This window comes from Erythrobacter sp. R86502 (assembly GCF_042466465.1).
GTDB lineage: Bacteria > Pseudomonadota > Alphaproteobacteria > Sphingomonadales > Sphingomonadaceae > Erythrobacter.
On the sequence record NZ_JAXHCJ010000001.1, the window covers coordinates 2,094,581 to 2,118,804 of the forward strand.

General features: G+C 62.0%; 23 protein-coding genes, 1 tRNA gene and 1 pseudogene. 8 read left to right on the forward strand and 17 right to left on the reverse strand.

What is annotated here, in order from left to right; genetic code table 11:
• The first annotated feature begins 171 nt into the window (after window positions 1-171).
• Window positions 172-882, forward strand: coding sequence for a queuosine precursor transporter (locus tag SJY33_RS10025; RefSeq protein ID WP_379922619.1), 711 nt, complete (start codon window positions 172-174; stop codon window positions 880-882).
• A 52-nt stretch (window positions 883-934) separates the two neighbouring features.
• Complete coding sequence (locus tag SJY33_RS10030; protein ID WP_379922620.1) at window positions 935-1,258, forward strand: MliC family protein; 324 nt, start codon at window positions 935-937, stop codon at window positions 1,256-1,258.
• Between the two features lie 34 nt (window positions 1,259-1,292).
• Here the strand turns inward: SJY33_RS10030 and SJY33_RS10035 are convergent.
• The 5 genes and pseudogenes from SJY33_RS10035 to SJY33_RS10055 form a co-directional block, all read right to left on the reverse strand.
• Window positions 1,293-1,368: transfer RNA gene (locus tag SJY33_RS10035), tRNA-Lys, on the reverse strand.
• A 31-nt stretch (window positions 1,369-1,399) separates the two neighbouring features.
• Complete coding sequence (folK, locus tag SJY33_RS10040; RefSeq protein ID WP_379922621.1) at window positions 1,400-1,888, reverse strand: 2-amino-4-hydroxy-6-hydroxymethyldihydropteridine diphosphokinase; 489 nt, start codon at window positions 1,886-1,888, stop codon at window positions 1,400-1,402.
• 5 nt (window positions 1,889-1,893) lie between these two features.
• On the reverse strand, window positions 1,894-2,772 hold the full coding sequence (gene aguB, locus SJY33_RS10045; protein ID WP_379922622.1) for an N-carbamoylputrescine amidase: 879 nt from the start codon (window positions 2,770-2,772) through the stop codon (window positions 1,894-1,896).
• Between the two features lie 10 nt (window positions 2,773-2,782).
• Window positions 2,783-3,589, reverse strand: a pseudogene (locus SJY33_RS10050) (SIMPL domain-containing protein).
• A 45-nt stretch (window positions 3,590-3,634) separates the two neighbouring features.
• On the reverse strand, window positions 3,635-4,510 hold the full coding sequence (locus SJY33_RS10055; protein ID WP_379922623.1) for a class I SAM-dependent methyltransferase: 876 nt from the start codon (window positions 4,508-4,510) through the stop codon (window positions 3,635-3,637).
• A 92-nt stretch (window positions 4,511-4,602) separates the two neighbouring features.
• On the opposite strand from SJY33_RS10055, the gene msrA reads away from it, so the two are divergent.
• A complete protein-coding gene (gene msrA, locus SJY33_RS10060; RefSeq protein WP_379922624.1) occupies window positions 4,603-5,157 on the forward strand; it encodes a peptide-methionine (S)-S-oxide reductase MsrA in 555 nt (184 codons plus the stop codon).
• A gap of 166 nt (window positions 5,158-5,323) precedes the next feature.
• Here msrA and SJY33_RS10065 read toward each other — a convergent pair whose 3' ends face one another.
• Complete coding sequence (locus tag SJY33_RS10065; protein WP_379922625.1) at window positions 5,324-6,499, reverse strand: serine hydrolase domain-containing protein; 1,176 nt, start codon at window positions 6,497-6,499, stop codon at window positions 5,324-5,326.
• Window positions 6,500-6,685: 186 nt separating this feature from the next.
• Window positions 6,686-7,939 (reverse strand): RsmB/NOP family class I SAM-dependent RNA methyltransferase, encoded by a 1,254-nt coding sequence (locus tag SJY33_RS10070; RefSeq protein WP_379922626.1) that lies wholly within the window; start codon window positions 7,937-7,939, stop codon window positions 6,686-6,688.
• A gap of 123 nt (window positions 7,940-8,062) precedes the next feature.
• On the opposite strand from SJY33_RS10070, the gene SJY33_RS10075 reads away from it, so the two are divergent.
• Complete coding sequence (locus SJY33_RS10075; protein ID WP_379922627.1) at window positions 8,063-8,233, forward strand: DUF1674 domain-containing protein; 171 nt, start codon at window positions 8,063-8,065, stop codon at window positions 8,231-8,233.
• 32 nt (window positions 8,234-8,265) lie between these two features.
• Here SJY33_RS10075 and SJY33_RS10080 read toward each other — a convergent pair whose 3' ends face one another.
• The 4 genes from SJY33_RS10080 to SJY33_RS10095 all read right to left on the reverse strand — a co-directional run bounded on the left by SJY33_RS10080 (window position 8,266) and on the right by SJY33_RS10095 (window position 14,161).
• The gene (locus SJY33_RS10080; RefSeq protein WP_379922628.1) at window positions 8,266-9,681 is read right to left on the reverse strand and encodes a cytochrome P450; all 1,416 of its coding nucleotides are present in this window, start codon (window positions 9,679-9,681) and stop codon (window positions 8,266-8,268) included.
• A gap of 67 nt (window positions 9,682-9,748) precedes the next feature.
• Window positions 9,749-10,783 (reverse strand): ferrochelatase, encoded by a 1,035-nt coding sequence (gene hemH, locus SJY33_RS10085; protein WP_379922629.1) that lies wholly within the window; start codon window positions 10,781-10,783, stop codon window positions 9,749-9,751.
• 79 nt (window positions 10,784-10,862) lie between these two features.
• Window positions 10,863-13,148, reverse strand: coding sequence for a molybdopterin cofactor-binding domain-containing protein (locus SJY33_RS10090; RefSeq protein ID WP_379922630.1), 2,286 nt, complete (start codon window positions 13,146-13,148; stop codon window positions 10,863-10,865).
• Between the two features lie 5 nt (window positions 13,149-13,153).
• The gene (locus SJY33_RS10095) at window positions 13,154-14,161 is read right to left on the reverse strand and encodes an Mrp/NBP35 family ATP-binding protein (protein ID WP_379922631.1); all 1,008 of its coding nucleotides are present in this window, start codon (window positions 14,159-14,161) and stop codon (window positions 13,154-13,156) included.
• Between the two features lie 75 nt (window positions 14,162-14,236).
• Between SJY33_RS10095 and hflK the strand changes: the two genes are divergently transcribed.
• The 3 genes from hflK to SJY33_RS10110 all read left to right on the forward strand — a co-directional run bounded on the left by hflK (window position 14,237) and on the right by SJY33_RS10110 (window position 17,968).
• The gene (gene hflK, locus SJY33_RS10100) at window positions 14,237-15,403 is read left to right on the forward strand and encodes an FtsH protease activity modulator HflK (RefSeq protein ID WP_379922632.1); all 1,167 of its coding nucleotides are present in this window, start codon (window positions 14,237-14,239) and stop codon (window positions 15,401-15,403) included.
• 4 nt (window positions 15,404-15,407) lie between these two features.
• Entirely contained in the window at window positions 15,408-16,253 is an 846-nt protein-coding gene (hflC, locus tag SJY33_RS10105) for a protease modulator HflC (protein WP_379922633.1), read from the forward strand.
• Between the two features lie 173 nt (window positions 16,254-16,426).
• Window positions 16,427-17,968: a Do family serine endopeptidase gene (locus tag SJY33_RS10110; protein ID WP_379922634.1), complete on the forward strand. Its 1,542-nt coding sequence runs from the start codon at window positions 16,427-16,429 to the stop codon at window positions 17,966-17,968.
• A 79-nt stretch (window positions 17,969-18,047) separates the two neighbouring features.
• Here the strand turns inward: SJY33_RS10110 and SJY33_RS10115 are convergent, their stop codons facing one another.
• The 4 genes from SJY33_RS10115 to SJY33_RS10130 all read right to left on the reverse strand — a co-directional run bounded on the left by SJY33_RS10115 (window position 18,048) and on the right by SJY33_RS10130 (window position 21,970).
• Window positions 18,048-20,240, reverse strand: a complete 2,193-nt coding sequence (locus tag SJY33_RS10115) for a transglycosylase domain-containing protein (RefSeq protein WP_379922635.1) — start codon at window positions 20,238-20,240, stop codon at window positions 18,048-18,050.
• A 133-nt stretch (window positions 20,241-20,373) separates the two neighbouring features.
• A complete protein-coding gene (gene msrB / locus SJY33_RS10120; RefSeq protein WP_379922636.1) occupies window positions 20,374-20,784 on the reverse strand; it encodes a peptide-methionine (R)-S-oxide reductase MsrB in 411 nt (136 codons plus the stop codon).
• A gap of 72 nt (window positions 20,785-20,856) precedes the next feature.
• Window positions 20,857-21,525, reverse strand: coding sequence for a glutathione S-transferase family protein (locus SJY33_RS10125; RefSeq protein WP_379922637.1), 669 nt, complete (start codon window positions 21,523-21,525; stop codon window positions 20,857-20,859).
• Between the two features lie 67 nt (window positions 21,526-21,592).
• A complete protein-coding gene (locus SJY33_RS10130) occupies window positions 21,593-21,970 on the reverse strand; it encodes a hypothetical protein (RefSeq protein ID WP_379922638.1) in 378 nt (125 codons plus the stop codon).
• Between the two features lie 110 nt (window positions 21,971-22,080).
• Here SJY33_RS10130 and SJY33_RS10135 point away from each other — a divergent pair, with 110 nt between their 5' ends.
• On the forward strand, window positions 22,081-22,473 hold the full coding sequence (locus SJY33_RS10135; protein WP_379922639.1) for a VOC family protein: 393 nt from the start codon (window positions 22,081-22,083) through the stop codon (window positions 22,471-22,473).
• Here the strand turns inward: SJY33_RS10135 and metW are convergent, their stop codons facing one another.
• Entirely contained in the window at window positions 22,474-23,076 is a 603-nt protein-coding gene (gene metW, locus SJY33_RS10140) for a methionine biosynthesis protein MetW (RefSeq protein ID WP_379922640.1), read from the reverse strand.
• Complete coding sequence (locus tag SJY33_RS10145) at window positions 23,073-24,170, reverse strand: homoserine O-acetyltransferase (RefSeq protein ID WP_379922641.1); 1,098 nt, start codon at window positions 24,168-24,170, stop codon at window positions 23,073-23,075. The genes metW and SJY33_RS10145 overlap by 4 nt, the downstream gene beginning before the upstream one ends.
• Between the last annotated feature and the right edge of the window lie 54 nt (window positions 24,171-24,224).

Genomic DNA, 24,224 nt, shown 5'->3' on the forward strand with positions numbered 1-24,224 from the left:
CAGCGCGCACAAACGCCCGTTCTGCGCACAGTGTTGAATTCGGCGTGGCAGTTTGCGCGGGGTGTTGCAAGCATCATGCAGAACAAGACTGCGGCTAACTTGTGACAAACCACCGGTGACAGGACATGCGAGCAGCTTTTCTTTTGTCGCTGCGCTGGCTAGCACTCGGAAATGAACCAGACCGCGCCCCACGCTTCCGCCCCGCACGCGAACGTGCCCCCGAACATGCCATTGGGCCTGTTTGTGTTCACGCTGGTCTATGGGGGGATGACAGTGCTGGCGGGCGTTTTGGCCTATAAACAGGTCCAATTGTGGCCCACGAATTTAGCCGTGGAGAGCGGCATCTTCGCTTTTTTGCTGCTGGTGGTCATTTCCAGTACGATGTCGCAACTTTATGGGCGCCAGTTCGCCCAGCGGATCGTGTGGTGGGGGTTCCTGCCATTGCTGATTGCGTCCTTGCTGATGGCGTTGGTGCTGAACTTGCCTGCCTCGACCGAAATGGCGGCCGGCCGCGCTGAAGATCTGGCCGCATTCGAACGAGTGCATAGCACCGTATGGCGGGTATGGGCCGCAGGTCCGGCCGCCTACATCACGTCGCTGCTGCTCAATATCTGGATTTTTGATCGGTTGAAGGGAGACGGCGCGGAAACAACCATCGGCCTGATGGTCCGCGGCGCGATTGCCTCGGCCCTGTCGCAAGCGATCAATTCGGTGATCTTCATCACACTGGCGTTCTATGGCCTGTTCCCGATCATGAACCTTCTGATCGGTCAGGTCATTGCCAAGGTCGTACTGAGCGTGGTGCTGGTGCCGTTCCTGATTACGGGCGGGGTAAAAGCTGCGCGGTGGCTGGATGCCCGCGGGCGCACGCCAGCGCTTTGAAGCGCAGACGAAGCGGTGTAATCGTTCCCCCGATCAACGCAGGGGAGCTTTCATGATCATACGTGCATTCAAGCCCGCACTTGCCATCGCTGCCGTGCTGGCCGCCTGCGCACCGGTGAACGGTCCGGAAACACGCAGTTTATACGACTGCGCCAATGGAACGCAGCTCAAGGTCGAAAAACTCTCTGGCAGTCGGGTTCTGGTTCAGATGAACGATGACGCCCCCCTTACGCTGCCCCCCGAACCGGCCGCATCGGGTGCGCGTTACATGACCGCGACTCACCAGTTCTGGGACAAGGGCGCAGAAGCGATGTGGACCGTGGGCCGCATGGCACCCATGACCTGCGCGCGCGTAATGTTCCCGGGGAACATGTAACCGCCCTTGGCGCCCCGTGTGGCGAACGCGGAAATGGTGAGCCCGACAGGATTCGAACCTGTGACCCGCTGATTAAAAGTCAGCTGCTCTACCTACTGAGCTACGGGCCCACACATGCGTCGCACTACGCGACAGGCGCGCTCACCTAGGCAGGGGGCGGCGGCGGGTCAAGCGTGCATGGTGATGCGCGATCGTGAAATTGTTCACGGGATCAAGCCAATCAGATGCGATTGCACGCGCTGGCTCCAGAACGAAACCGCGCTGCGTGTAGCTGTTGTGCGGAATGACAAGACCAGGTGAGCGCCACACGCCGCCGCTCCACAAAATAATATCGCAATCAAGCACACGGTCACCCCAGCGTTGCCCGCGCCGCCGACCGAAGGCGCGCTCGGTGTGTTTCAGCGCAGCAAGGAGCGCGGTGGGGGACAGATCGCTTTCCAGCACCAGCGCACTGTTGGCAAAGCAGCGCCGCGCTGCACCGATGGCCGGAGTGGCAATCACGGGCGCACGGGCGCTGACAGTGCCGAATGCGGCGCATTCTTCCTGCGCAGCCTGTACCACGCTCTGCGGCGGACCGTAGAGATGATGCCGCCGGTTGCTGCCTAACGCGACAAGATAGGTGCTGCTCAAACCAGTCAGATATCCTGCGCGATCCGCCCGTAAAGCTGCGGGCGACGATCACGAAAGAAGCCCATCCCGGCGCGGTGCCGGGCGGCGCGGGCCAGATCGAGCCGGGCGATCAGCACGCCGGTTTCGTCGCAGCCATATTCGGCCAGATAATCACCCCATTCATCCGTGATGAACGAATGGCCATAGAAAGATTGCGCCCGGTCCAAGGGCCCTTCGTGCCCGATACGATTTGCGGCGACCACGGGCATGCAGTTCGACACCGCATGGCCCAGCATAGCGCGCCGCCACATCCGGCTGGTATCCAGATCGGCATCATAGGGCTCCGATCCGATAGCGGTGGGGTACATCAGCACTTCGGCGCCCATCAACGCCATCACCCGCGCGCATTCGGGATACCACTGATCCCAGCAAATGCCGACGCCGACCTTGACCAACGCGCCATCTTCGCCAGGCACGTCCCACACCTTGAACCCGTCGTTGCCGGGCCGGAAATAGTATTTTTCTTCGTATCCCGGCCCATCAGGGATGTGGCTTTTGCGATAGGTGCCCATGATCGCGCCGTCGGGACCGATCATGGCGAGTGTGTTGTAATAGTGGTGCCCGTCGCGCTCGAAGAAGCTGGTGGGAATCGTCACCTTCAGCTTCGCGGCGAGCTCGCACATAGCAATCACGCTGGGGTGCTGCGCCGTCGGGCGGGCGAGCGCGAACAGCGCCTCGTCCTCCTCGCGGCAGAAATAGGGGCCGGAGAAAAGTTCAGGAGGCAGTATCAGCTGCGCGCCTTTCGTGGCCGCTTCCTCGACCAGCGCCGACACGGCGGTGATATTGGCGGCTTCATCCTCGGAAGCCAGATCAAGCTGAAGCGCGGCGACGGTAATGTGAGTCATGCCGCTTCGACTACTTCTCGCGCAGGGCAAAGTCCACTTGCACGCTAACCGTGCTGGTCGTCTGGCCGGGCTGGATGACCCCGCCGCCAGCGGTCGTACGTTCCTCCACCATTATCTGCGCCATGACAGGAGGCGGCGGCGGCACTGCGCCGGGAAGGTAGCGGCCGCCCTGCATCCCGCCCGAGTCGCGGATGGTGAGCACGCGAGAAATCTCCATACCCGCTGCCTCGGCATAGGTTTCGGCACGCCTGCGAGCGTTGGTGTAGGCAGCGGCATATGCCAAATTCGCTGCGGCTTCGGGATCGGTCATCCGCAGGTCCGGCCCGCTCATTACATTGGCACCCGCGCCGGTCGCAGCAGCGACCGCGGCATCGGCCTTGGCAATGTCACGCACTGTAACCGCGATGATATTGGTCGCCTGATATTGCCCTTTGCGGTCGCCTCATTCGATGCGCTGGATGTTGACCGCGCGGGTCTGAATGTCTTTTTCCGCAACCCCTGCCGCCTTTAGCGCAGCCAGCAGTGCTGTGATATCACCGCGGTTGGCGATGCTCGCCGCTTCGCCCGAGGCGCCGAAATTTTCGACCCCCACTTGAAAAAACGCCTGATCGGGTCGCGTCTCGGCCTCGCCTGTGGCGCTGACAGAAAGCAGCGTTTCCTGATGGTCAACGCCGCGCGGATCGGAGGCGGTGCTGCCGCAAGCCGCCAGTGTGATCGATGCGGTCAGGGCAGGTATCGCAACATAGAAACGTGGCATGATCTTCTCCCCATCGTGGCCCGGATCGTTCCGTCCCGAAGACTGCCTTATTTCCGCCATATTGTGAACGCGGGGTGAAGCCGATTGCTCACCCCGCGCACATGGTCACATCGCCTTCTTGAACAGCAACGTCATTCGGTCGCTTTCGCCCAGCCCCGCCAGATCGGCGCGCTTGGTTGCCTGCACCGGCGGCATTTCCCACACGCCTTCTGGGTGGTTGGCCGGGTCTTTGGCATTGGCGTTGATTTCGCTTTCCGCCACAAGTGCAAAGCCGTTCAGGCGCATGAAATCGATCACGTCCTGCTGCTTCAGATATCCCTTGGACCCGTTGGCATAGGCCCACGGCGCATCCGCCTTGGCCCGGTGCTGGACGATGCCGATGTAGCCATCATCCTTGAGCAGTTCGCGCATTGCCCGGATTTCGGTGTCGGCGATACCGGCGCGGGTGATGCCGTGCATCGCGCGAATCACCAGAATGCGATCGAAGGTGCCCTTCTGTTCGTCTGCCTTGTCGAGTGTAAGGCCGCTGAAGCGGTCGGCCGGAAGGCCGGTGTAGCCCGCAACTTCCGCGCCGAACCCGGCTGCCTGATCACGCAAACGCTGCTGACGGGCGGGATCGGCCGTGGCCGTCATCGGGTTGGTATAGAGGCCCACCAGCTGACCCTCTCCGCCCAGATAATGGCCGAGCAGGCGCGAATACCAGCCGCCGCCGGGTGAATATTCACCCACCTTCATGTCGGGCCCGACATGGAAGAAGGCGAGCACTTTGGCAGGATGGCGATGGACGTCACGCACGCGGTCTTCGGCGCGGGTGGGATGATTGATCGCGCCCGATACCGCTTCACCGTGCATTGTGTTGAAGGCCGCGGTGTCACGAACATGCGCTTCACCGTGGGCGCTATGGTCCATGTGCTGGTGCGCCGCGAGTGGGGCGACGGCGGCAAGACTGCTGACAGCAGCGGCAAGGATCAGTTTTTTCATGGGCTCTCTCCGATAGGTGGAAATTTGCGGCCATCATGTGTGGCAATCAGGCGTTGCTAGCCTATCTTTGCGCAATACCAATGGAGATTTTGATGAGCAACTTGGACACAGCGATCATCGCAGGCGGCTGCTTCTGGTGCACCGAGGCGGTGTTCCGCGATGTGGTGGGCGTTACCAAAGTGGAAAGCGGCTATATCGGCGGCACCAAGGCAAATCCCACCTACAAGGAAGTCTGCACCGGCACGACCGGCCACGCCGAAGGCATCCGCGTGACCTTCGATACCGACGTGATTGGCCTGCCGCAAATTTATGACGTGTTTCTCGGTACGCACGATCCGACGCAGCTGAACCGCCAGGGCGGCGATGTCGGGACGCAGTACCGCAGCGCGATCTTCCCGCTGTCAGCGCAGCAGGGCGCCGAAGCCGAAGCCGCGATTGGGCGCTGGAACGCAGAGAACGGCAAGATGGCCGTCACCACAATCGAAGGCCTGTCGGATGGCGCGCAAGGCATGGAATGGTATCCGGCCGAAGATTACCATCAGGAATACTGGGACGGCGAAGGCCAGCGCAATCCCTATTGCCAGGCGGTGATCCCGCCCAAGCTGATGAAGCTGCGCAAGAGCTTTCAGAAATATGTGAAGGACTAAGAGAGAGCCCACACCCTCGACCCGCGCTCGATCCGGAGGATATTGCCCCGGATAGCGCGGGTGGTGGAATGGCTGCTTTCGTGGTCATTCGGAAAAAAGCAGACGTTCGGCTAGCGACCCCAAAGCGGCCATTAGCCCAAAATCGGATGCCCGCTTGATCGCCAGTTCATCTGCCTGGCGTAGCTGCGATCGCCCAAGGCTCGGGCCCATATTCCCAAATCCAAGGAAGACCGGTCTCGCCGAGGATGAGTTTAGTAATCCTCGGGAACGCCGCTTCGGCTCTCACATCATTGGCCATAAGAACGACGCACCTTCTGCCTTTCTCCAGACAAACCCACATGTTGCCTGTCGAATCATTGTGGCCGCCCTTGAAGAACCCCCGTCCCTGAGGGCCGTCGAACGTCACCACACCTAGGCCTGAGGCGAGATTATTGAACTGGCTCTCCGGTGACGCTTCGGGCTGTAAACTTGGAAACTGGGAGGCCGTGGTTATCCGAAGTTGAGGGCGGATCATTTCGGCGCGGCCGCGCCTTGTGAGGCCCTCACCTTTCATGAACGCTGCCGAAAACTTGGCGAAATCGGCAATCGTCGTATCCATTGAGCCTGCCGCTCTGACCGTGTTTCTTTCATCGTGAGGCTCTGTGCTTCCGTCCGCATGCCATCCGTCAGCCAGGTTCGACGCGTAATCAGGCCTCCACATCATGCTCGTGTCGGCCATTCCAAAACGATCAAAGACCCTTCGCTGCATCTCGGCACCAACATCGAGTCCGAGACCTCGTTCCAATACAAACTGGAGAAGAATGATGCCGTCACCTGAATAGGCGTATCGTGATCCCGGCGTGAAATGGAAACGAAGCTTCTGATCCGGCTCCAAAAATCCGAAGTTCGCAAATCCCGAACCATGGTTAAGCAGAATGCGCGGCGTCAGCATCCGCCATCGTTCGTCTCCGGCAAGATCCTGCCAACTGGAATATTTATCCTCTTCTGGATAATCTGGAAGCGGCTTGGCAAGGTAATTGGCTATGGAGGTGTCGAGATCGATCCGACCTTCCTCAACTAACTGCATGACAGTGTAAGCAAAAACTGCTTTGGTCAGCGACGCACCATACATCACAGTGCTCGTTGTAAGCGGGCCGCCTTGAGCGTTACGTAAACCCCAAGTTTGTGTGTGCCGAACGCGACCGTTCTCGATAACTGCAACGGCTAAGCCCTGAGTTCCGGTCTCCTCCATCAATTGAGGGACATTCATATCCAGCTTCGACTTGAGGCTTGCAGACGAAGCTGGGTTAGCCATCCCGGCAACGAAGGCTAAAGATAAAGCAAGCTTAAGACGCTTCGGCATTAGCCTTCTCCCATTTGCGCACCTTCTGGTATCGAGGCCAGAAACGCAATGTCTGAAAACCACTCAAAATCAGACGTTCCAGCCGACCGCAGCAAATCCTGAAAGCGGCCAGTTTGACTAAGGGCCGGGCTGGCAGGAGCGGAAAGCAAGCCAAGCCCAGGGTCAAGTCCGCGGCGACATGGGGCGTTATGGCTTGCGCCACCGCGCGACGAAAAACCCGTCCAGCCCGCCTTGGTCGGCGAGCATCCCCGGATGAGTGCGCAGCCATCCCTCGCTTGTGGGCGCAAGGCCAGCGGGCAGTTCCGCCGCCGTGATCGGCATGGGCGTAAGGCCGCACTCCGCATCAATCCACGCCGCTTGGCTCTCGCCCTCCTCGGCCTCCAGCGAGCACACCGCATAGACCAGCAGCCCTCCAGGGTTGAGCCATTCGGCGGCCTTGGCTGCCAGCGCGCGTTGCAGTTCGACCATCTCGGGGATCTGCCGTGCACCGATACGGTGCAGCACATCGGGGTGGCGTCGGCAGGTGCCGGTCGCGGTGCAGGGCGCGTCGATCAGGATCGCGTCGAAGCGGTGCTTGGGCTCCCACGTCAGCGCATCGGCGCGCACGGGGGAAGCCTTCAGCCCGGTGCGCTTCAGGTTCTCTTTCAGCAGTTCCAGCCGCCGCTTCGAGCTGTCGAGCGCGGTGACGTTCCATCCTGCCGCAGCCAGTTGCATCGTTTTGCCGCCGGGCGCAGCACACAGGTCGAGTGCATTCTTCCCCGCCCCATCACCCAGCAGGCGCGCCGGCATCGAAGCGGCCAAATCCTGCACCCACCAGTCGCCCGCCTTGTAATCGGCAAGCGTGTCCACCGCCGCACCGCGCGGCAGGCGCACATGGCCGGGGGCGAATGTTACCCCTCCCATCGCCACGGCGCGGGTTTCGGTTTCAGCTGAGTTTTTCAACGCCAGATCGAGTTCGGGCGGGAAGGCAAGGCCCGGCGCGATCGCTGCGGCTTTTTCCGGTCCCCAGCGTTCGACGACGGCGTGCGGAAGCGTCGGCACTTCGGGCAAAATGCTGCGCCCCGGCTTCACCAGCGCGGAAAACACCCCGTGCGCAAGGCGGCGCGGCCCGCCCGCCAGCAGCGGCAGCCCGGTCGCGATTATCGCGTGGGGCGGCGTGTCCAGCCGCAGCGCCTGCGCCAACATAATGCGCAGCACCATTCGCGCTTTCGAATCATCGGGAAGGTTCTGCTTGGTCGCGCTGTCGATCAGCGCATCGAGATCGGTCAGCCAGCGCAGCGTTTCGCCTGCGATTGCCTTCGCCAAGGCGCGGTCGGGCGCCTTGCGCACATCGCCCAGCGCGCCGCCTTCGGCCTGTTCGAGTGTCTCGCCCCGCCGGAACACGGCATCGAGCAGGCGGAGCGCAGCGCGGCGCACGGGAAGTCCGGGGGTCTGTGGCATAACACGGCCCTAAAGCATCGCGTGAAAAAGTGGGAACCGGTTTTTCGCCTAAAACGATCCAGACCTCACAATGCGCCCCTGACCTTTCTTGAAACCAAGTGCCCGCACGCGCATTTGCACATCATGACCAAAGAAAAGTCGCAAGCCGCCCTGCAGTTCAAGAAGCCTGCGCACTGGACCAACGATCCTGTGCCCGCCCCAAAACAGACCGATCCGTTGAAAGACGAACCGCGTGATCTATCCCCCACGCGTTATGGCGATTGGGAAAAGGACGGAATCGCCTGGGATTTCTGACACAGGACGCGGCCGACCTGGTTTGAATGCGATCACAAGGGCGTGAAGGTGACGTTCAGTCCGTCCTTTGGCTGCGGGATCGGCCAATCCTGCCATTCGGGATTGTAGCCCGTCGCCGCTTCGATCCGGTATCGCTGCAACACCTGCGCCAACAGCACCTTCACCTGCATATAGGCAAAGTGCAGCCCCAGACACATGTGCGCGCCGCCGCCGAAGGGCACCCAAGCGTATTTGTGGCGCGCCTTCACCTGATCGGGAGTAAACCGCAGCGGATCGAATTTGGCAGGATTGTCCCAATATTCCTCGGAATGGTGGGTCCAGTGAATGTTGATCCCAACCATTGTACCGGCCGGAATGCGATAGCCGCCATATTCGAATTCTCGCAAAGCCCGGCGCGGCATTGAGGGAACGGGCGGCACCATCCGCAGCAATTCCTTGAACGCCATTTCGGTGAGGTCGAGCTTGCCCAGATCTTCGTAATCAAGCGGGCGGGGATTGCCTGCGCCATCCGGACCGCCTGTGACCGCAAAAATCTCCTCACGCAGCTTTTCCTGCCATTCAGGATTGGTGGCCAGATGATAGATCAAAGACGAGGCTGATGAGGTGATTGTGTCATGCGCCGCCATCATCAGGAAGTTCATGTGATCGACTACCTGGTCAACCGGCAACAGGCTGCCATCTTCGCGGGTAGCTGTGGCAAACTGGCTGAACATGTCCTTCCCGCCGCCTTCGCTGCGACGCCGCAGCGTTTCCTTGGTGAAATAATCGACCAGAAACGCGCGGCCATCCACGCCCTTCTTCATCTTGGTGAAGGGAAGCGGTTTGCGCACGGGTGCGACGGAAGCCTGCACCATATCGACAAAGGCTTCGTTGATCTTGTCGGCTTCAGGCCCCCATGGCAGACCGATGAAACTGTCCGCCGCCAGATCGAGGGTGAGTTTCTTGATAGCCGGATAAAAGGTCATCGGCCCCGACCAGCCCGCCACTTCGCGCGCGATGCCGCGATTGAGCGCGCCCGAATAATGGCGCATCGGTTCAGGCTTGAAGGCGATCGACAATGCCCGGCGATCGATCCGGTGATGGTCGAAATCGATCAGCATCAGCCCGCGCGGGAACAATTGGTCGAGGATTGGCCCCCAGCCCTGTTCGGACGAAAAGATCTTGTCCTTGTTGAACAGCAAAAGCTCGTTCGCTTCGGCGCCGATCAAAGCGACCTGCCAGCCCCCGAAAGCGCGGTTCTTGTACACCTTGCCGTGCTTTGCGATCATACGATCAGCAAAGGCGTGGGGATCGGCCAGCATGGTGAAGGTGTTGCCCACCACGGGCCAGCCCGCCTCTCCCGGAATGTGGGCCAAGTCCGCTTCTGTCAGCCTAAGCTCACCCCAGTGACGGGGCGCGGTGGTGGCAGGCGCGTGAGACGGACGCGAAGCGTCGGCAAGGGTAGCCATGGTTCGGTCGATGCTCCGGTGAAGGGTTCGGATTCGCAACTAACCTTGATGTAAATAATCGGAGCCGTCAAATCCAGCCGGAAAGCTCGCGGTTCAGCATCGCTTCGATCATCGCCACCCCATCGTCCGAGGTGTTGAGGCAATCGAGCACGGCATAATCTTCCCCGCCATGCGAAAGAAATTCGTCACGGCCTTCAAGCGCCAGCTCTTCCAGCGTCTCGACACAGTCCGCAGCGAACCCAGGCGCAGCAACCACGAGCCGCTTTGTGCCCTTGTCACCTTCTGCCATCAGCGTGGCATCGGTGGACGGTTCGAGCCACGCTGCAGGGCCGAACCGCGACTGGAAGGTGGTTTCAAATCGCACCCCGGCAAATTCGGGCCGGGTTGTCAGTTCCTCGCGCAGCAGGCGTGCGGTCTTGCAGCAATGGCAGTGATAGGGATCACCCTTTTCAAGCGTTTGCTGCGGCATCCCGTGGAAGCTGAGAAGCATCACTTCAGGTGTAAAGGTCAACCCTCGCACCTGCCGTGTCAGATCGCCCGCAAGGGCCGCAAGATAGCCAGGATGGTCGTGATAGGGCGGCACAAACCGCAGCGCGGGCTGCCAGCGTTTGTTGGCAAGCACGCGGGCGACTTCATCAAACACGGTCGCGGTGGTGGCGGCGCAATATTGCGGATACATCGGCGCGATCAGAATGCGGTCGCAACCATCGGCCATCATGGCATGGAGCCGGCTTTCGATCGAAGGGTTGCCGTAGCGCATTGCCCAATCGACCTGCACCTTTTCGCCAAAACGCCCCATCATCGCCTCGGCCTGACGCGCGGTGATGTCGGCCAATGGCGATCCGCGCTCGGTCCAGATCTTGGTGTAGGCTTCAGAGCTTTTCTTGGGCCGGGTGTTGAGAATGATGCCGCGCAGGATCAGCTGCCAGACGATCGGCGGGATTTCGACCACGCGACGGTCGGACAGGAACTGCTTGAGATAGCGTCTGACCGAATCCGGATCAGGGCCATCAGGCGTGCCAAGGTTGATCATCAGCACGCCAACGCGGCCGCTGGATACAGGAGGATGGTCGCCCGGAAGGCGCTGGGTCTGCCAGGTCATAGCCCGCCTAACGATTGGCAGGCATTTCGTTTCCGGGCGCAAAAGATTGCCCGTGCCGAATGTGGCGAAAATATCGGGATCATATGCCGTCCGAAAGTAAGGGTAAGCGCCTGAGCCGCAACCCCGTAGCCGAAAACAGCGCATTGGCAATCGCAGGCGGGGCAACAACTGCGCCAAGTTCACCCGGATCGGCAGGGGGCGCTTCGCTGGCGATGAATTCGATCCGCATGTCCGGACAATCGGCCAACCCGGGCAGACCGAGCGCAAGATCCTCGCCACCTTCCGGTAGCCCGGCGCGCAGCCGCACGGCATTGCCCAGCGCAATCCCGATGCCGAACACCAGCCCGCCTTCAATCTGCTGGCGGGCAATATCATGATTGACGATCCGGCCGATATCAGCAGCCGCGGAAAGCCGGATGACCCGCACTCCGCCTTCGCCCTGACGCGCTGTGGCAACGCAGGCGATACGGGCTGCTTGCGGCCCATCACCGATGCGCGCGCAGGCCAGGCCCTGTCCGCTTTGATCAAGGCCGCCATCCCATCCCGACAACTGGGCGGCGCGTTGCAGGCAGGCGGCCAGCCGCACATCGCTTCCCAGCATCGCCATGCGGAACGACAGCGGCTCGCGGCCATTGCGAGATGCGATCTCGTCAATGAAGCTTTCGATCGCGAAGATGGCGGGGCCATACGAATTGCCGCGCACCCGCCCGACAGGCAAGCCGATGTTCACCGGCACGTGTTCCACCAGCAACGCGGGGATCTGATAGGGCGGGACCGCGCCTTCACAGGCGAGCGCATCGGGTTTCCCGGCGGTTTCGCGGATGGCAGCAGCGGCGGTGAGATTATCGAAAAGGCGCTTGCCAAACTCCAGCATGGCGGGCGGCGTGGCGATACGGATGCGCATGGCATCGATGGCGCCGCCTTCGCCCATGGCTGCACCCTTGGCAAGCTGCGCGCCCAGAAGCAGCCACGCCGGCGCACGTGGCCTGGCGCGGATCAATTCGTCACGCCGCGGCCAGGTCAACTGGACCGGACGGCCAAGTTCGCGTGCGATCAAGGCGATCTCGATGGCATGGTCATGTTCCAGCCGCGCATCAAAGCTGCCCCCGGCGGGCATGGGATACAGCGCCACATTTTCGACAGAGATGCCGATTGCCCGCGCTGCTGCAATGCGCGCTTGTTCGGGCGCCTGCGCTGCGATCCACAAATCCAACCGCCCATTGACAAAGTGCGCCGCCGCACAGGCGGTTTCCATCGGCGCAGCATAGGACGCCTCCACTTCATAGCGGCGGCCAATATCCACCCGCTGCAGCGCTGCGCCGCCAAATCCGGTTTCGGCGATGGTAAACGCCTCGCTCCCGGTCAGCGTCGCATCCAGCCGAGCGGCAACATCGGTGCTGTCGACCGGATAGGGAACCGCGAATTTGGGTTTCATGGCGGCCAGCGCCTGTTCTGCGCTCCACCAGGTATCGGCGGCCACGGCGAGCCAGCGCTTGCTTTCGACGATCCCGGCAAGCCCCCTAATCCCGGTTGCGCCGTCGCGATCGAACCCCGTCAGTTCCGACGTCCCCGACGGGCCATGCCGGATCGAGGCGAACACCATGCCCGGCAGGCGCACATCCCCTGCAAAGCCGTAAGAACCATCGACCTTAGATGGCAAATCGATGCGCGGATAGGCGGGCGCACCATCAAGGTCGGCGGGCAAGGGTTTTTCGCGGGGCGGCTCGGTGCGCAGCGGGGGCGGATCAATCGGCGCATAGTCCGCAGCCGCTTCGGCCAATTCACCGAAGCTGGCGCGCTGCTGCCCGTGGATGACGAAGCCGTTTTCGACTTCGCATTCCTCCCACGCTACACCCCATCGCGCAGCGGCCTCCTGCGCCAGCATCGAACGTGCAGCAGCGGCAGCTTCGCGGCAGGGCTGTTCATACGCGTCCAGCGATGTACCGGCGGCCGTGGCGCTGAACCGACGCGACTGGGCAAAGCGCGTGGCCAGAAGCGCATCGGTTTGTTCTGCACTGCCCGCGCCAATCGAATCCCACAACGCCATCCATTTGCGGGCCAGCGGAACATTGGCATAGGCACCCGATACAGGCGCCGGCTCCACTGCGATCTGACGCCAGTCGGCGCCAAGTTCAATTGCGACAATCTGAGGCAGAAGCGTCGTGATCCCCTGCCCCATCTCAAGCTGCGGCACGGCAACGGTTATCACGCCGTCACTGGCAATCTTGAGCCAGGCCCCGAACACGTGTTCACCCGTGGCGGCGATCAGCGGGGTCTGGTAGCTGCGCGGCATCAACCACCACGCGACCACCAGCCCGCCGCCAGCCGCTGCCCCCGCCAGCAATCCACGCCGCGAAACCTGCATGGTCTTCAGACCGTCCCGGTATCAAGCCAACGCGCAAGCCGCGTTGCAATGGCACGGAACGGTTCGGCGGTGTCGTCATCGCCTGCCGCGGGCGGATTGCCCTTGTCGCCCGCGATCCGGGTCGCCAGCGTCAGCGGCACGCGGCCAAGAAACGGAATGTCCAGCGCGGCTGCAAACTTTTCGACACCGCCCTGGCCAAAAGGATCACTGATTTCTCCGCAGTGCGGACAGGCGTAGCCCGCCATGTTTTCGACCAGCCCGATAATCGGCACCTCGCCTTGTTCAAACAGCTGTCCTGCGCGCGCGGCGTCAATCAGCGCCAGATCCTGCGGCGTCGAAACCAGCACCGCGCCATCGGGTTTGTGCGCCGACAGCATCGACAATTGGACATCGCCCGTCCCCGGCGGCAGATCGATCAGCAACAGGTCGGTGTCCCCCCAATCGGCGTCGACCAGTTGGCTCAACGCCTTGCCGGTCATTGGCCCGCGCCATGCCAGCGCCTTGCCGGGGGCGACGATGTGCCCCATCGAAAGCACTTTCACGCCGTAGGGGCTATCAATGGCCACAAGCTGCGACCCGTCGGGGGTTGCGGCGGGCTTGATCCCTTCGGTGCGCAGCAGCTTGGGCTGCGAAGGCCCATAAATATCACCATCGATCACACCCACCTTGTGGCCCATTCTGGCCAGCGCGACCGCGAGGTTTGTGGTCAAGGTCGATTTGCCAACCCCGCCCTTGCCGCTGCCGATGGCAATCAATCGGCGGCGGCGGCGTTCCCCGATCAGGGCAACGCGCACTTCGTCAATTTCGGGAAGCGGGCTTAACGCGGCAGTAAGCGCAGCCTCCAGTTCTGCGCGGGCGGAACCGGTGAGATCTCCCGCTTCGGCAACGATGATCGCACGGCGTGCCACAAGGCGGGCCGAACGCAAACGCTGGTTCATTTCGGGGGTCAGAGCGGCGCGGATCAGCGCCTCTTCGGCCTCGGGCTGGCGGGGTTGTTGCGGTGACTTGCTCATGGCGCCACGCCTCTACCACCAAATTCACGTAGCGGACCCCTGTTTTTCACCGGAACCCATGCCTATAAACACCTTATGCAAAGAGTAGACGGCTGGAGAGAACGTCTTGGCGCTGGCCTCAAGGGCCTTGCCATGGCAGGCAAGAACAACCCCTGGGGCGGCGGCGGCAACGGCGACGAACCCCGCGCGGACGGCCCTTCGGGTGACGGCGGCGGCGCGGGCGGGGGCAATGACGGCCCGCGCAATCCCTGGCTTCCCGGCGGGGGCGATCCGGGCAAGCGGCGGTCAGCCAGCATCGAGGATATTTTCAAGAACCGCGGCCCCGAAGGCCCTCGCCGCGCAGGTGGTGGCGGCAATGGACCGACCTTCCGCCTGCCCGAACGTCCCGGGGGTAAGAGCTGGTTGCCGATCATCATCGGCGGCGTCGCGCTGATTTGGGTCGGGGTGACCAGCTTTCATGTGATCCAGCCGGGCGAGCAGGCGGTCGTGACCTGGCTGGGCGGCAAGTATTCCGACACGCTCAATTCCGGCATCAAGATGACCGCGCCCTGGCCGATCCAGATGGTCACCAAAGAAAATGTGACGCAGGTTCGTCTTGAAGAAGTGCCGGGCACGAACACCGAAAAGCTCATCCTGACCGGCGATCAGAATCTGGTCGATCTGTCCTATCTGATCCGGTGGAACATCTCCGACCTCGCGCTGTACCAGTATCAGTTGAACGATCCGCGTAACGCCCTGCTGGAAATTGGCGAAGCGGCAATGCGTGCCGCAGTCGCTCGCCAGAATCTCGACACTGTTTTGACCGGCGCAGGCCGCGCCGAGATCGAACAGGAAGTGCGCGAGCGGATGCAAGCGAGGCTTGATTCCTATCGTTCGGGCATCAGCGTGCAAGGTATCGAAATCAACAAGGTCGATCCGCCATCGCAGGTCGAGGAAGCATTCAAGGACGTGTCGTCTGCGCAGCAGGATGCCGATGCCGCGATCAACAGGTCGCGTGCCGTGGCGCAGCAAACGCTTGCGCGCGCGCAGGGTGATGCGTCCGAATTCAATGATATCTATGAAGAATACCGGATGGCCCCCGAAGTAACGCGGCGCCGCCTGTATTATGAAACCATGGAGCAGATCCTGTCCAAGACTGACAAGACCATTGTCGAAACCGGCAATGTGACGCCGTACTTGCCACTGCCCGAACTACGCCGCCGTGCGCAAGCGCAGCCGCCGCAGCAGCAGGAAGGAAATTGAGGTCATGAGCCGCTTCTTCCAAAGCACGCGCAACGTGCTGATCCTTGCCGCAGCCGCGGTCGTGGTGCTGGTTTCAAGCGTGGTGATCGTTCCCGAAACGCATCAGGCGGTGGTAATCGCTGCGGGTAAGCCGGTGCGGGTCTTCAACCTGTTCCGTCCTGAAGTGCCCTATGGTCAGACGGGCGCGGGCGTGCAGTTCCGTATACCCTTCTACGAGCAGGTGCGGATGATCGATCGCCGCGTGCTCGATGTCGACATGCAGCGCACGCAGGTTCTCTCGAATGATCAACAGCGGCTTCAGGTCGATGCCTATGCGCGTTATCGTGTCATCGATCCTGTCAAGCTGGTCGAACGGGCCGGGTCCGAAAGCCAGTTCGAAACGCAGCTTCTGCCTATTCTCACGTCGGTATTGCGGCAGGAACTGGGGCGTATCCCGTTCTCTTCACTTATCAATGCCGAACGCGGGGCAGCGATGACCAACATTACCGCGGCGCTCGACCGGCAGGCACGCAATTATGGCGCTCAGGTTCTTGACGTGCGGATCAAGGCGGCTGACCTTCCCGAAGGCCGCCCGCTGGACGCTGCTTTCACCCGGATGGAAACCGATCGTCAGGAACAGGCTGCGACGATCCGTGCCGCTGGTCAGCGTGATGCGCAGATCATTCAGGCCGAAGCCTCCGCCGAAGCCGCGCGCATTTATGCCGATGCCTACGGCAAGGACCCGCAGTTCTACGATTTCTACCGTGCGATGCAGAGCTATCGCAAAACCTTCCTTCAGGGCGAAGGGCAAAGCACGATGGTTCTGTCTGAAGACAGCGAATATTTCCGCCAGTTCAAGGGTGAACGCTAGACAATCGACAAAGTGCTGATCGTCGGCGGTGAACGGTGTGCGCGTTCAATCGGCGTTCAGCCCCGGGAAGGGCATTTGGATAAGGAAACCGGCCCCTCCGGCCGGCCCCGCAAAGGCTTCAGGAACGCAGCGACAATGTCGCGCATTGCTGCAATGATAAGGACGATGAGGACGTGAACAAAGTGCGCTATGTATACGGACTGACAAGCGCGTTGCTGGTAGGCGGCGCTACACTTTCTCTTATCACCGGTTCGCCCGTGGGCGCGCAGGTGGCGCAGAACGACGGGGCGGTCATGGACCGGATGGTGCCGGTTGCCGGCGCACCCGCCAGTTTCGCCGATCTGACTGCGCAGCTGCAGCCCGCCGTGGTCAACATTGCCACCCGCCAGCGTGTCGAAGTGGCCAACAACCCCTTCGCGGGCACCCCGTTCGCTGAACTGTTCAATCGCCGCGGCGGCAGCGGGGGCAATGGCCAGCCTGCCACGCGTGAGGCGCAGTCTCTGGGATCGGGCTTCATCATTTCGGCCGATGGGTTTGTCGTAACCAACAACCATGTCGTCAATCCGCCCGACACCCGTGCCAAGCTTGAATCGATCACCGTCACCCTGCCCGATGGCACCGAATACGAAGCCGATCTGGTGGGTGCGGATGCCGCATCGGACCTTGCCGTGCTCAAGATCCGCGCCAATCGGACGTTCCCCTTCGTACGCTTCGGCGATTCGAGTGCAGCACGCGTCGGCGAATGGGTCGTTGCGATCGGCAACCCCTTCGGCCTTGGTGGCACGGTCACCAGCGGGATCATTTCAGCGGTTTATCGCAACACCGGTCAGGGCGGCCCGTATGACCGTTACATTCAGACCGATGCCAGCATCAACCGCGGCAATTCGGGCGGCCCGCTGTTCGACATGCGCGGCAATGTGATCGGCATCAACAATGCGATCTTCTCGCCTTCGGGCGGCAGCGTCGGTATCGGCTTTGCGATCCCTGCGGAAATTGCCGCGCCAATCGTTGAACAGCTGCGCGCCGGACGCGAGATCGAGCGCGGGTTCCTGGGTGTTGGTCTTGCGCCGATCGACGAGGATATTGCCTCCTCGCTGGGCTTGCAGAAACGCCGGGGTGAACTGGTACAGACCGTTCAGGACGATAGCCCTGCAATGCGCGCCGGGTTGCGGCCGGGCGACATTCTGACCAAGGTCAACGGGCAGGATGTGACAGCCGATCAGTCTGTTTCGTTCCTGGTGGCAAACCTTCAGCCAGGCGCGCAGGTGCCCGTTGAATTGCTGCGCAATGGTAGCCGACTGAACGTCAATGTGACGCTCGGCAAGCGCCCGACCGAGGCCGAACTGCAGCAGCAGGTCCAGACCTTCGACCCCGACGCGGAAGAGCCGATGGCGCCGGGCACATCGAACAGCACGATTGAACAAAAGCTTGGGATGCAGGTCACACCGATGACCCCGGCTATCGCCCGTTCGCTGGGCGTCCCTGCTGATATCAGCGGCGTCGTGATTGCTGCGGTTGATCCCAATGCGGACGCAGCACGCAAGGGTCTGCGCCGCGGCGACATCATCCTGTCAGCCAATTACAAGGCCGTCGCTTCGATCGAGGAGCTTTTGGCGCAGGTCGAAAGCGCGGTCAGCGAAAACCGTGACGCGCTGCTCCTTCGCGTTCAGCGCCGTACCCAGCCGCCTGCCTTCGTTGCGGTGCGTATGCGCTGACCAGACAGGGCGAATATCGCGCAAAGACAAAAGGCGCCGGGATTTTGTCCCGGCGCCTTTTTTTGTGATCGTTGCGGGGTTACTCGCCCTGCCTGACTGGTGCTTGTGGCGGCAGCGCCGGACGGCGCGGTTCGCGCTGCGGCCGGGGTTGTGGCTGAGGCTGCGGGGGAAGCGCGCTTCCAATGGCTTGTTCAAGGAAATCCTGGCTGGCCGCTGGCGGCGCATTAGGCCCGCGTTCACGTTCCTGCCCGAACGGTTCGGGTTCCGCATCGCGTCGCCCGGGTTCGACCAGATTGCCCTGTTCATCGATGTAGTAATAATCGTCAGGCGCACCGAACATCGCCTCTTCATCGGGTTCGAGCTGCCATTCGGGCAGATTGAGCGTCACGTCGAATTCCTCGATCGGACGTTCCTTGACGGCATAGCGCATGTATGCGGCAAAAGCCTGCGCGGGCGCACGCCCCCCCTGCAGGCCCGAAACGGCTTTAGCATCGTCACGGCCCATCCAGACCCCGGTAGTGATGCCGCTGGAAAAGCCGATGAACCAACCATCCTTGTTGGATGATGTGGTGCCGGTCTTCCCTGCTACCGGCCTTCCGATCTGCGCCGCCCTTCCCGTACCTGTCTGCACGGCGGCTTGCAGCAGATCGGTGATCCCGGCGACTACGTAATCGGGCAACACGGGTGAATTGGTTTCTTGCTCACGCTCATAAAGCACGTCGCCGCTGGCGCCTGTCACTTTCGTAATACCGTAAGGCTGCACTATAACGCCTTTCGCAGCGATCCCGGCAAAGGCTTGCGTCATTTCGATCACCCGCATTTCGGATGCGCCCAGCACCATCGACGGGTTGGTATCGATCTTCGATGTGATCCCGAACCGGCGCGCCATCGATGCAACCGTGCCAAAACCGACTTCATTGCCAAGCTGCGCCGCCACGGTGTTGATCGAATAGGCAAACGCCGTGCGCAAATCGGTTTCGCCCACATTGCGGCCGTTCGAATTGCGTGGGCTCCACCCGTCGATCGTCACCGGTGTATCGTTGACCGTATCTTCAGGGGTATAGCCCGCTTCCAACGCCGCCAGATAGACAAACAGCTTCCACGCCGATCCCGGCTGGCGCAGCGCCGTGGTGGCGCGGTTGAAATTGCTGGCGACATAATCGGTCCCGCCAACCAGCGCCAGGATCGCGCCGTCGCGGTCAAGGCTGACCAGCGCGCCCTGTGCCCCGCCGGGGGTATTGGCTTCGATTGCGGCCGTGGCGGCGCGCTGCATCCCGATGTCGAGCGTCGTCCACACTTCGATTGGTTCATAGGTTTCGGGCAGAATGATATCGAGCTGCGGCAACACCCAGTCAGTAAAGTATCGTACCGAATTCTGGCCCGCCTGCTCCTTCAGTTGCACCGCGCTGACATCGACACGGGCCTGATCGCTGGTGATGTACCCCTGTTCCTGCATCAGGCCGAGCACAACCTGCGCCCGGTCCACCGCAGCCTGCACGTCGGCGGTCGGCGAATACTGGCTGGGCGCCTTCACAAGCCCGGCAATGATCGCGGCTTCCGCTACGCTGAGATCGGTGGCGGGGTGGCTGAAGAACTTGCGGCTCGCCCCATCGATCCCATACGCACCGCCGCCGAAATAGACCTTGTTGAGATACAGTTCGAGTATCTGTTCCTTCGAGAATCTCCATTCCAGCGCCATCGCCAGCACCGCTTCGCGGGCCTTGCGATCCAGCGATCGGTTGTTGTTGAGGAACAGGTTGCGGGCCAGCTGCTGCGTGATCGTGGATGTGCCGCCAAGCCGCGCACGCGAACCTGTCACGCCTTCAATCACGGCGCCTGTCAGACGCACGGGATCAACGCCGAAGTGCGAACGGAACCGCTTGTCCTCCACCGCGATCATCGCGTTGGTCATGGTGTCGGGGATATCGCCGTATCGCAGCCATTCGCCGAAGCTCGGGCCGATCTCGACCAGCTCGCGCCCGTCGCGCGCCCGCACCACGATGGTCTGTCCCGGCTGGGTTGCCTGCAGGGTATCGAAGCTTGGCAGCGATCTTGCCGCAAAGCCGACCGCAAACGCCAGGAAGATCAGGCACAGCACGGCCAGCGCAGCACCCCAGAAAAACAGGCGCTTCAGCCAAACCCACAGACGCGAGGGGGGCGGCGCATCACCACCGTTGCCGGAACCGGCATGCGGTGCGGCCGATCGCCGGCTTGCCGCGCGGCGCGATCCGCGCGCACCTGTGTTCTGCAACCGATCACCCCGTTTCGACATAGCCTTGCGCCTATCTGATACCCGCTATCGCCAACCAGCTTGCGAGCCGGACAGGCGCCCATGCATAGGCAAGTTGTAACCGGGGGTGAACCCGCCGATCCGCCGCCCTCCCCTGATCGGTTGCTGAAGCGCCTTAGTCTTCGGCCGGAGTGAAGATCAGTGCAGCCGAATTGATGCAATACCGCAGCCCGCCTTGTTCAGGCGGACCATCGGGAAACACATGCCCCAGATGCCCGCCGCATGTGCCGCAGCGCACTTCGGTGCGAACCATCCCGTAGGCGGTGTCGCGGTGCTCCTCGATCACTTCGTCATCGGCCGGTTTCGTAAAGGCAGGCCAACCGCAGCCCGAATTGTATTTCGCCGTCGAATAGAACAGCTGCGTGCCGCAGGCAGCGCAGTGATATTCGCCCTCGTCGTAAAACTTGTCATACTCGCCCGTGAAGGCGCGTTCGGTCCCGGCTTCGCGCAGGATGTGATACTGCATCGGGTCCAGCTTCTCGCGCCATTCGGCGTCGGTCAGGCTGCGGGGATCGGGGTTGTCCATGCGTCGTCCTCTCTGCTTGCGCCCAATATTGGCGTGGCAGGGACAATGCGCAAGCGCCGATGGGTATGCGTGCTACCCATCAAGCAGCGCGTAATGCGCTGGCGGCTTGATCGTTTCCATGCGTTCGGTCAGCAGCGGGCGGAAACTGGGGCGGCTTTTGAAGACCGCGTACCATCCGCGGGCCTGTTCGTGCCCTGCCCAATCGATCCCGCCCAGATAATCCGCCACCGAAATCTGCGCCGCGGCGGCCAGATCGGCAAGGCTCATGGTGGAACCAGCCACCCAGGGGCGATTGTCGATCAGCCAGTCGAGGTAATCGAGATGCCCATGCGCCATCTTCATCGCATTGCGCAGCGCACCGCTATCGGGCGGCAGGCGCAGGATGCGCTTCTTCATGCGTTCGGACAGCAGCGGTGCGGTGACATCGGCGTAGAAATTTTCATCGAACAGCGCCACAAGCCGGCGGATTTCGGCGCGCTGGGCTGCCGTGCCATTGATCATCGGGTTGCGATCAACAGTCTCTTCGAAATATTCCGCTATCGCGCGGCTATCGGGGATGGTGATGTTCTTTTCGGGATTGACGATCACCGGAGTTCGCCCCGCCGGGTTGAGGTCGAAGAACTGGTCCGACGCCGACCACGGGTCTTCGCGCGCCAGATCGAATGGCACGTTCTTTTCGCTCAGCAGCAGCCGGATCTTGCGGCTGAAGGGGCACAGCGGAAATTGATAGAGAAGCCACATAAGGCGCCAAGCTGTGCCGTATTTTCCACGGCAAATCCAGCACGCCGCGTGCGCAACGGGGGAGTATTCAGAGCTTTGCCGCTTCAAGCATCAACAGACAGGATGGCATGATCGCCGGAACCTCGCCGCTGGCGGTAAGGGCGCGGGCTTCGGCGTTGGCAAGCACAGCGATGGCATCGCGGTCAGCGCCGCTGGCATCCATCAGCTGGGCCAGCGCCCGGACAAAGAATTCGCGGCCGCGCAGCGACAGATCGGGCCACTGAAGCGCCTGCGGTTCGCCCGCCGCCTGACCTTGTGCCACCAGCGCAAAGGCGGTGGCACAGCGCAGCAAAGCGCGGTTTTCCTGCGACAGCGACGCGGGCGCAGGCATCGGCACAGGGACTGGCACGGCAGGGGCAGGCGCGGATTGCAGCATCAACGCGGCGACAAGAAGCTGGGTAAGCATACCCCCTCCTATGCCCTGCAAGATGAACCATGCGCTACCGGAATCGACATTGCGGGCGCGCCGATTCCGTCCTAATCCGCAACCTGTCTTATGAGAGGAGACGCATTTCCATGTTCAGTCACGTAATGGTCGGCACAAACGACTTCGACCGGTCGAAAGCGTTCTATGACACGGTGCTCGCAACATTGGGCGCAGGGCCCGGCAACATCAACGAAGCCGGCACCGGTCACAAACGCGCATTCTGGTTCCACAATGGCGGGATCTTTGCGATCAGCCAGCCGATCAACAACGAACCTGCAGCTTGCGCCAACGGTGCGACCATCGGCTTTGCCTGCGACAGCCTTGAGCAGGTGCAGGCTTTCCACGACGCCGCGGTCGCCGCGGGCGGCACGTCGATCGAAGACCCCCCGGGCCCGCGCACCGGCGCGATGGGCACGTTGAACCTTGGCTATGTGCTCGACCCCGATGGCCACAAGCTGTGCATGCTGCACAGGGTCGGCTGATTACCGGCTGAGTTCGAACACCGCGAATTCGGCGCGCCAGTTTGCCGCTGGCGCGCCGATTTGCGTTTCATTGGCAAAGAACCATGCGCGTTCGATCCGCGCGCCCCTCATCCGGGCCAGATCGCGAAAATCTTCAATCGTGACGTGGTGGATGTTCTCAGTCTCGTACCAGCTCACTGGCAGCGCGCGGGTGACGGGCATCCGTCCGCCGAACATCAGCGCAGCGCGCGTGCGCCAGTGCGCAAAGTTGGGGAATGACACAAAGGCGCGGCGCCCCACGCGCAGCAATTCATCAAGGATCAGATCGGGCCGGGTCGCGGTTTGCAATGTCTGGCTGAGGATTGCGTAATCAAACGCCTTGTCGGGGTAATTGGCAAGGTCGTGATTGGCATCGCCCTGCACCACGCTGAGCCCCCGCGACACGCAGCGTTCGACCAATTCGCCATCAAGCTCCATCCCGCGCGCATCGCAGCCACTGCCGCTTTCAAGCGCCGCCATCAGGGCCCCGTCCCCGCAGCCAATATCAAGCACCCGGCTTGCGGGCACGACATGGGCGGCAATCGCCGCAAGATCGGGGCGAAGTTGCGACGGGGTGGGGCTCATTCGACGAACCCTTTCACCACCCGGTCGAGCTGGTCGTGTTCCAACAGGAAGCTGTCGTGGCCATTGGGCGCGCTCAATTCGACAAAACTGACCTTCGCCCCCGCCGCATTCAGCGCATGGACAATATGGCGGCTTTCAGCGGTGGGGTAGAGCCAGTCGGTATCGAAGCTCACAAGGCAGAACCGCGCCCGCGTCCCTGCGAACGCATTCGCCAGCTTGCCGCCGTGTTCCTCGGCAATATCGAGATAATCCATCGCGCGCGTGATGTAGAGGTACGAATTCGCATCGAACCGGCGGGTGAAGCCGCTGCCCTGATAGCGCAGATAGCTTTCCACCTGAAATTCCGCGTCAAAGCCGAAACCCTTGGCCTCACGGTCCTGCAAGCGGCGCCCGAACTTCTCGGTTAGGCCCGCTTCCGAAAGGTAGGTGATGTGCGCCGCCATCCGCGCCACGGCGAGGCCATTGTCGGGGCTGGCATCGGCACCATAATAGGCGCCGCCCGCCCAGGCCGGGTCGGCCATGATCGCTTGCCGCCCCACCTCGTGAAAGGCGATGTTCTGTGCCGAATGGCGCGCCGTCGATGCGATCACCAACACGCGGGCGGCGCGGTCGGGCCAGTTGGCGGCAAGGCTCAGCGCCTGCATCCCGCCCATCGATCCGCCGACGACCGCGTGCAGTTGCGCAATACCCAGTCCATCCAGCAACGCGACGAGGCCGCGTACCATGTCGCGGATGGTAATGACAGGGAACCGCATCGCATAGGGCTGCCCGTCCGGAGCAATGCTCGCGGGGCCGGTCGATCCCATGCAACTGCCGATGACATTGGCACAGATCACGAAGTGCCGGTTGGTGTCGATCGGCTTGCCCGGACCCACCATGCGTTCCCACCAACCCGGCTTACCGGTGATCGGGTGCTGACTGGCAAGATACTGGTCGCCCGTCAGCGCATGGCAGACCAGCACCACATTGCGCTTGTCTTCTGCCAGCGTCCCGTACGTCTCGTAAGCGATCTGCGCGCTCTCCAGCACCTGCCCGCTGTCCAGCGGTAAGGGTTGGGGGATAACATAGGTCTGAGAGACGGGGGCGGTGTTCATCTGGACGAGCGAATTGGGGGAGCGCCTTGCCTGTGTCAATCATCGCGGCGGGCC

Excerpts from the sequence above, each read along its gene's own strand:
- SJY33_RS10115 (WP_379922635.1), bottom strand. The coding sequence starts at position 20,240 with ATGTCGAAACGGGGTGATCGGTTGCAGAACACAGGTGCGCGCGGATCG.
- msrB (WP_379922636.1), bottom strand. The coding sequence starts at position 20,784 with ATGGACAACCCCGATCCCCGCAGCCTGACCGACGCCGAATGGCGCGAG.
- hflC (WP_379922633.1), top strand. The coding sequence starts at position 15,408 with ATGAGCCGCTTCTTCCAAAGCACGCGCAACGTGCTGATCCTTGCCGCA.
- SJY33_RS10135 (WP_379922639.1), top strand. The coding sequence starts at position 22,081 with ATGTTCAGTCACGTAATGGTCGGCACAAACGACTTCGACCGGTCGAAA.
- hemH (WP_379922629.1), bottom strand. The coding sequence starts at position 10,783 with ATGACCTGGCAGACCCAGCGCCTTCCGGGCGACCATCCTCCTGTATCC.
- SJY33_RS10075 (WP_379922627.1), top strand. The coding sequence starts at position 8,063 with ATGACCAAAGAAAAGTCGCAAGCCGCCCTGCAGTTCAAGAAGCCTGCG.
- SJY33_RS10065 (WP_379922625.1), bottom strand. The coding sequence starts at position 6,499 with ATGCCGAAGCGTCTTAAGCTTGCTTTATCTTTAGCCTTCGTTGCCGGG.
- SJY33_RS10070 (WP_379922626.1), bottom strand. The coding sequence starts at position 7,939 with ATGCCACAGACCCCCGGACTTCCCGTGCGCCGCGCTGCGCTCCGCCTG.
- SJY33_RS10090 (WP_379922630.1), bottom strand. The coding sequence starts at position 13,148 with ATGCAGGTTTCGCGGCGTGGATTGCTGGCGGGGGCAGCGGCTGGCGGC.
- SJY33_RS10145 (WP_379922641.1), bottom strand. The coding sequence starts at position 24,170 with ATGAACACCGCCCCCGTCTCTCAGACCTATGTTATCCCCCAACCCTTA.
- SJY33_RS10080 (WP_379922628.1), bottom strand. The coding sequence starts at position 9,681 with ATGGCTACCCTTGCCGACGCTTCGCGTCCGTCTCACGCGCCTGCCACC.
- aguB (WP_379922622.1), bottom strand. The coding sequence starts at position 2,772 with ATGACTCACATTACCGTCGCCGCGCTTCAGCTTGATCTGGCTTCCGAG.
- SJY33_RS10130 (WP_379922638.1), bottom strand. The coding sequence starts at position 21,970 with ATGCTTACCCAGCTTCTTGTCGCCGCGTTGATGCTGCAATCCGCGCCT.
- msrA (WP_379922624.1), top strand. The coding sequence starts at position 4,603 with ATGAGCAACTTGGACACAGCGATCATCGCAGGCGGCTGCTTCTGGTGC.
- SJY33_RS10030 (WP_379922620.1), top strand. The coding sequence starts at position 935 with ATGATCATACGTGCATTCAAGCCCGCACTTGCCATCGCTGCCGTGCTG.
- metW (WP_379922640.1), bottom strand. The coding sequence starts at position 23,076 with ATGAGCCCCACCCCGTCGCAACTTCGCCCCGATCTTGCGGCGATTGCC.
- SJY33_RS10125 (WP_379922637.1), bottom strand. The coding sequence starts at position 21,525 with ATGTGGCTTCTCTATCAATTTCCGCTGTGCCCCTTCAGCCGCAAGATC.
- SJY33_RS10055 (WP_379922623.1), bottom strand. The coding sequence starts at position 4,510 with ATGAAAAAACTGATCCTTGCCGCTGCTGTCAGCAGTCTTGCCGCCGTC.
- SJY33_RS10025 (WP_379922619.1), top strand. The coding sequence starts at position 172 with ATGAACCAGACCGCGCCCCACGCTTCCGCCCCGCACGCGAACGTGCCC.
- SJY33_RS10095 (WP_379922631.1), bottom strand. The coding sequence starts at position 14,161 with ATGAGCAAGTCACCGCAACAACCCCGCCAGCCCGAGGCCGAAGAGGCG.
- hflK (WP_379922632.1), top strand. The coding sequence starts at position 14,237 with ATGCAAAGAGTAGACGGCTGGAGAGAACGTCTTGGCGCTGGCCTCAAG.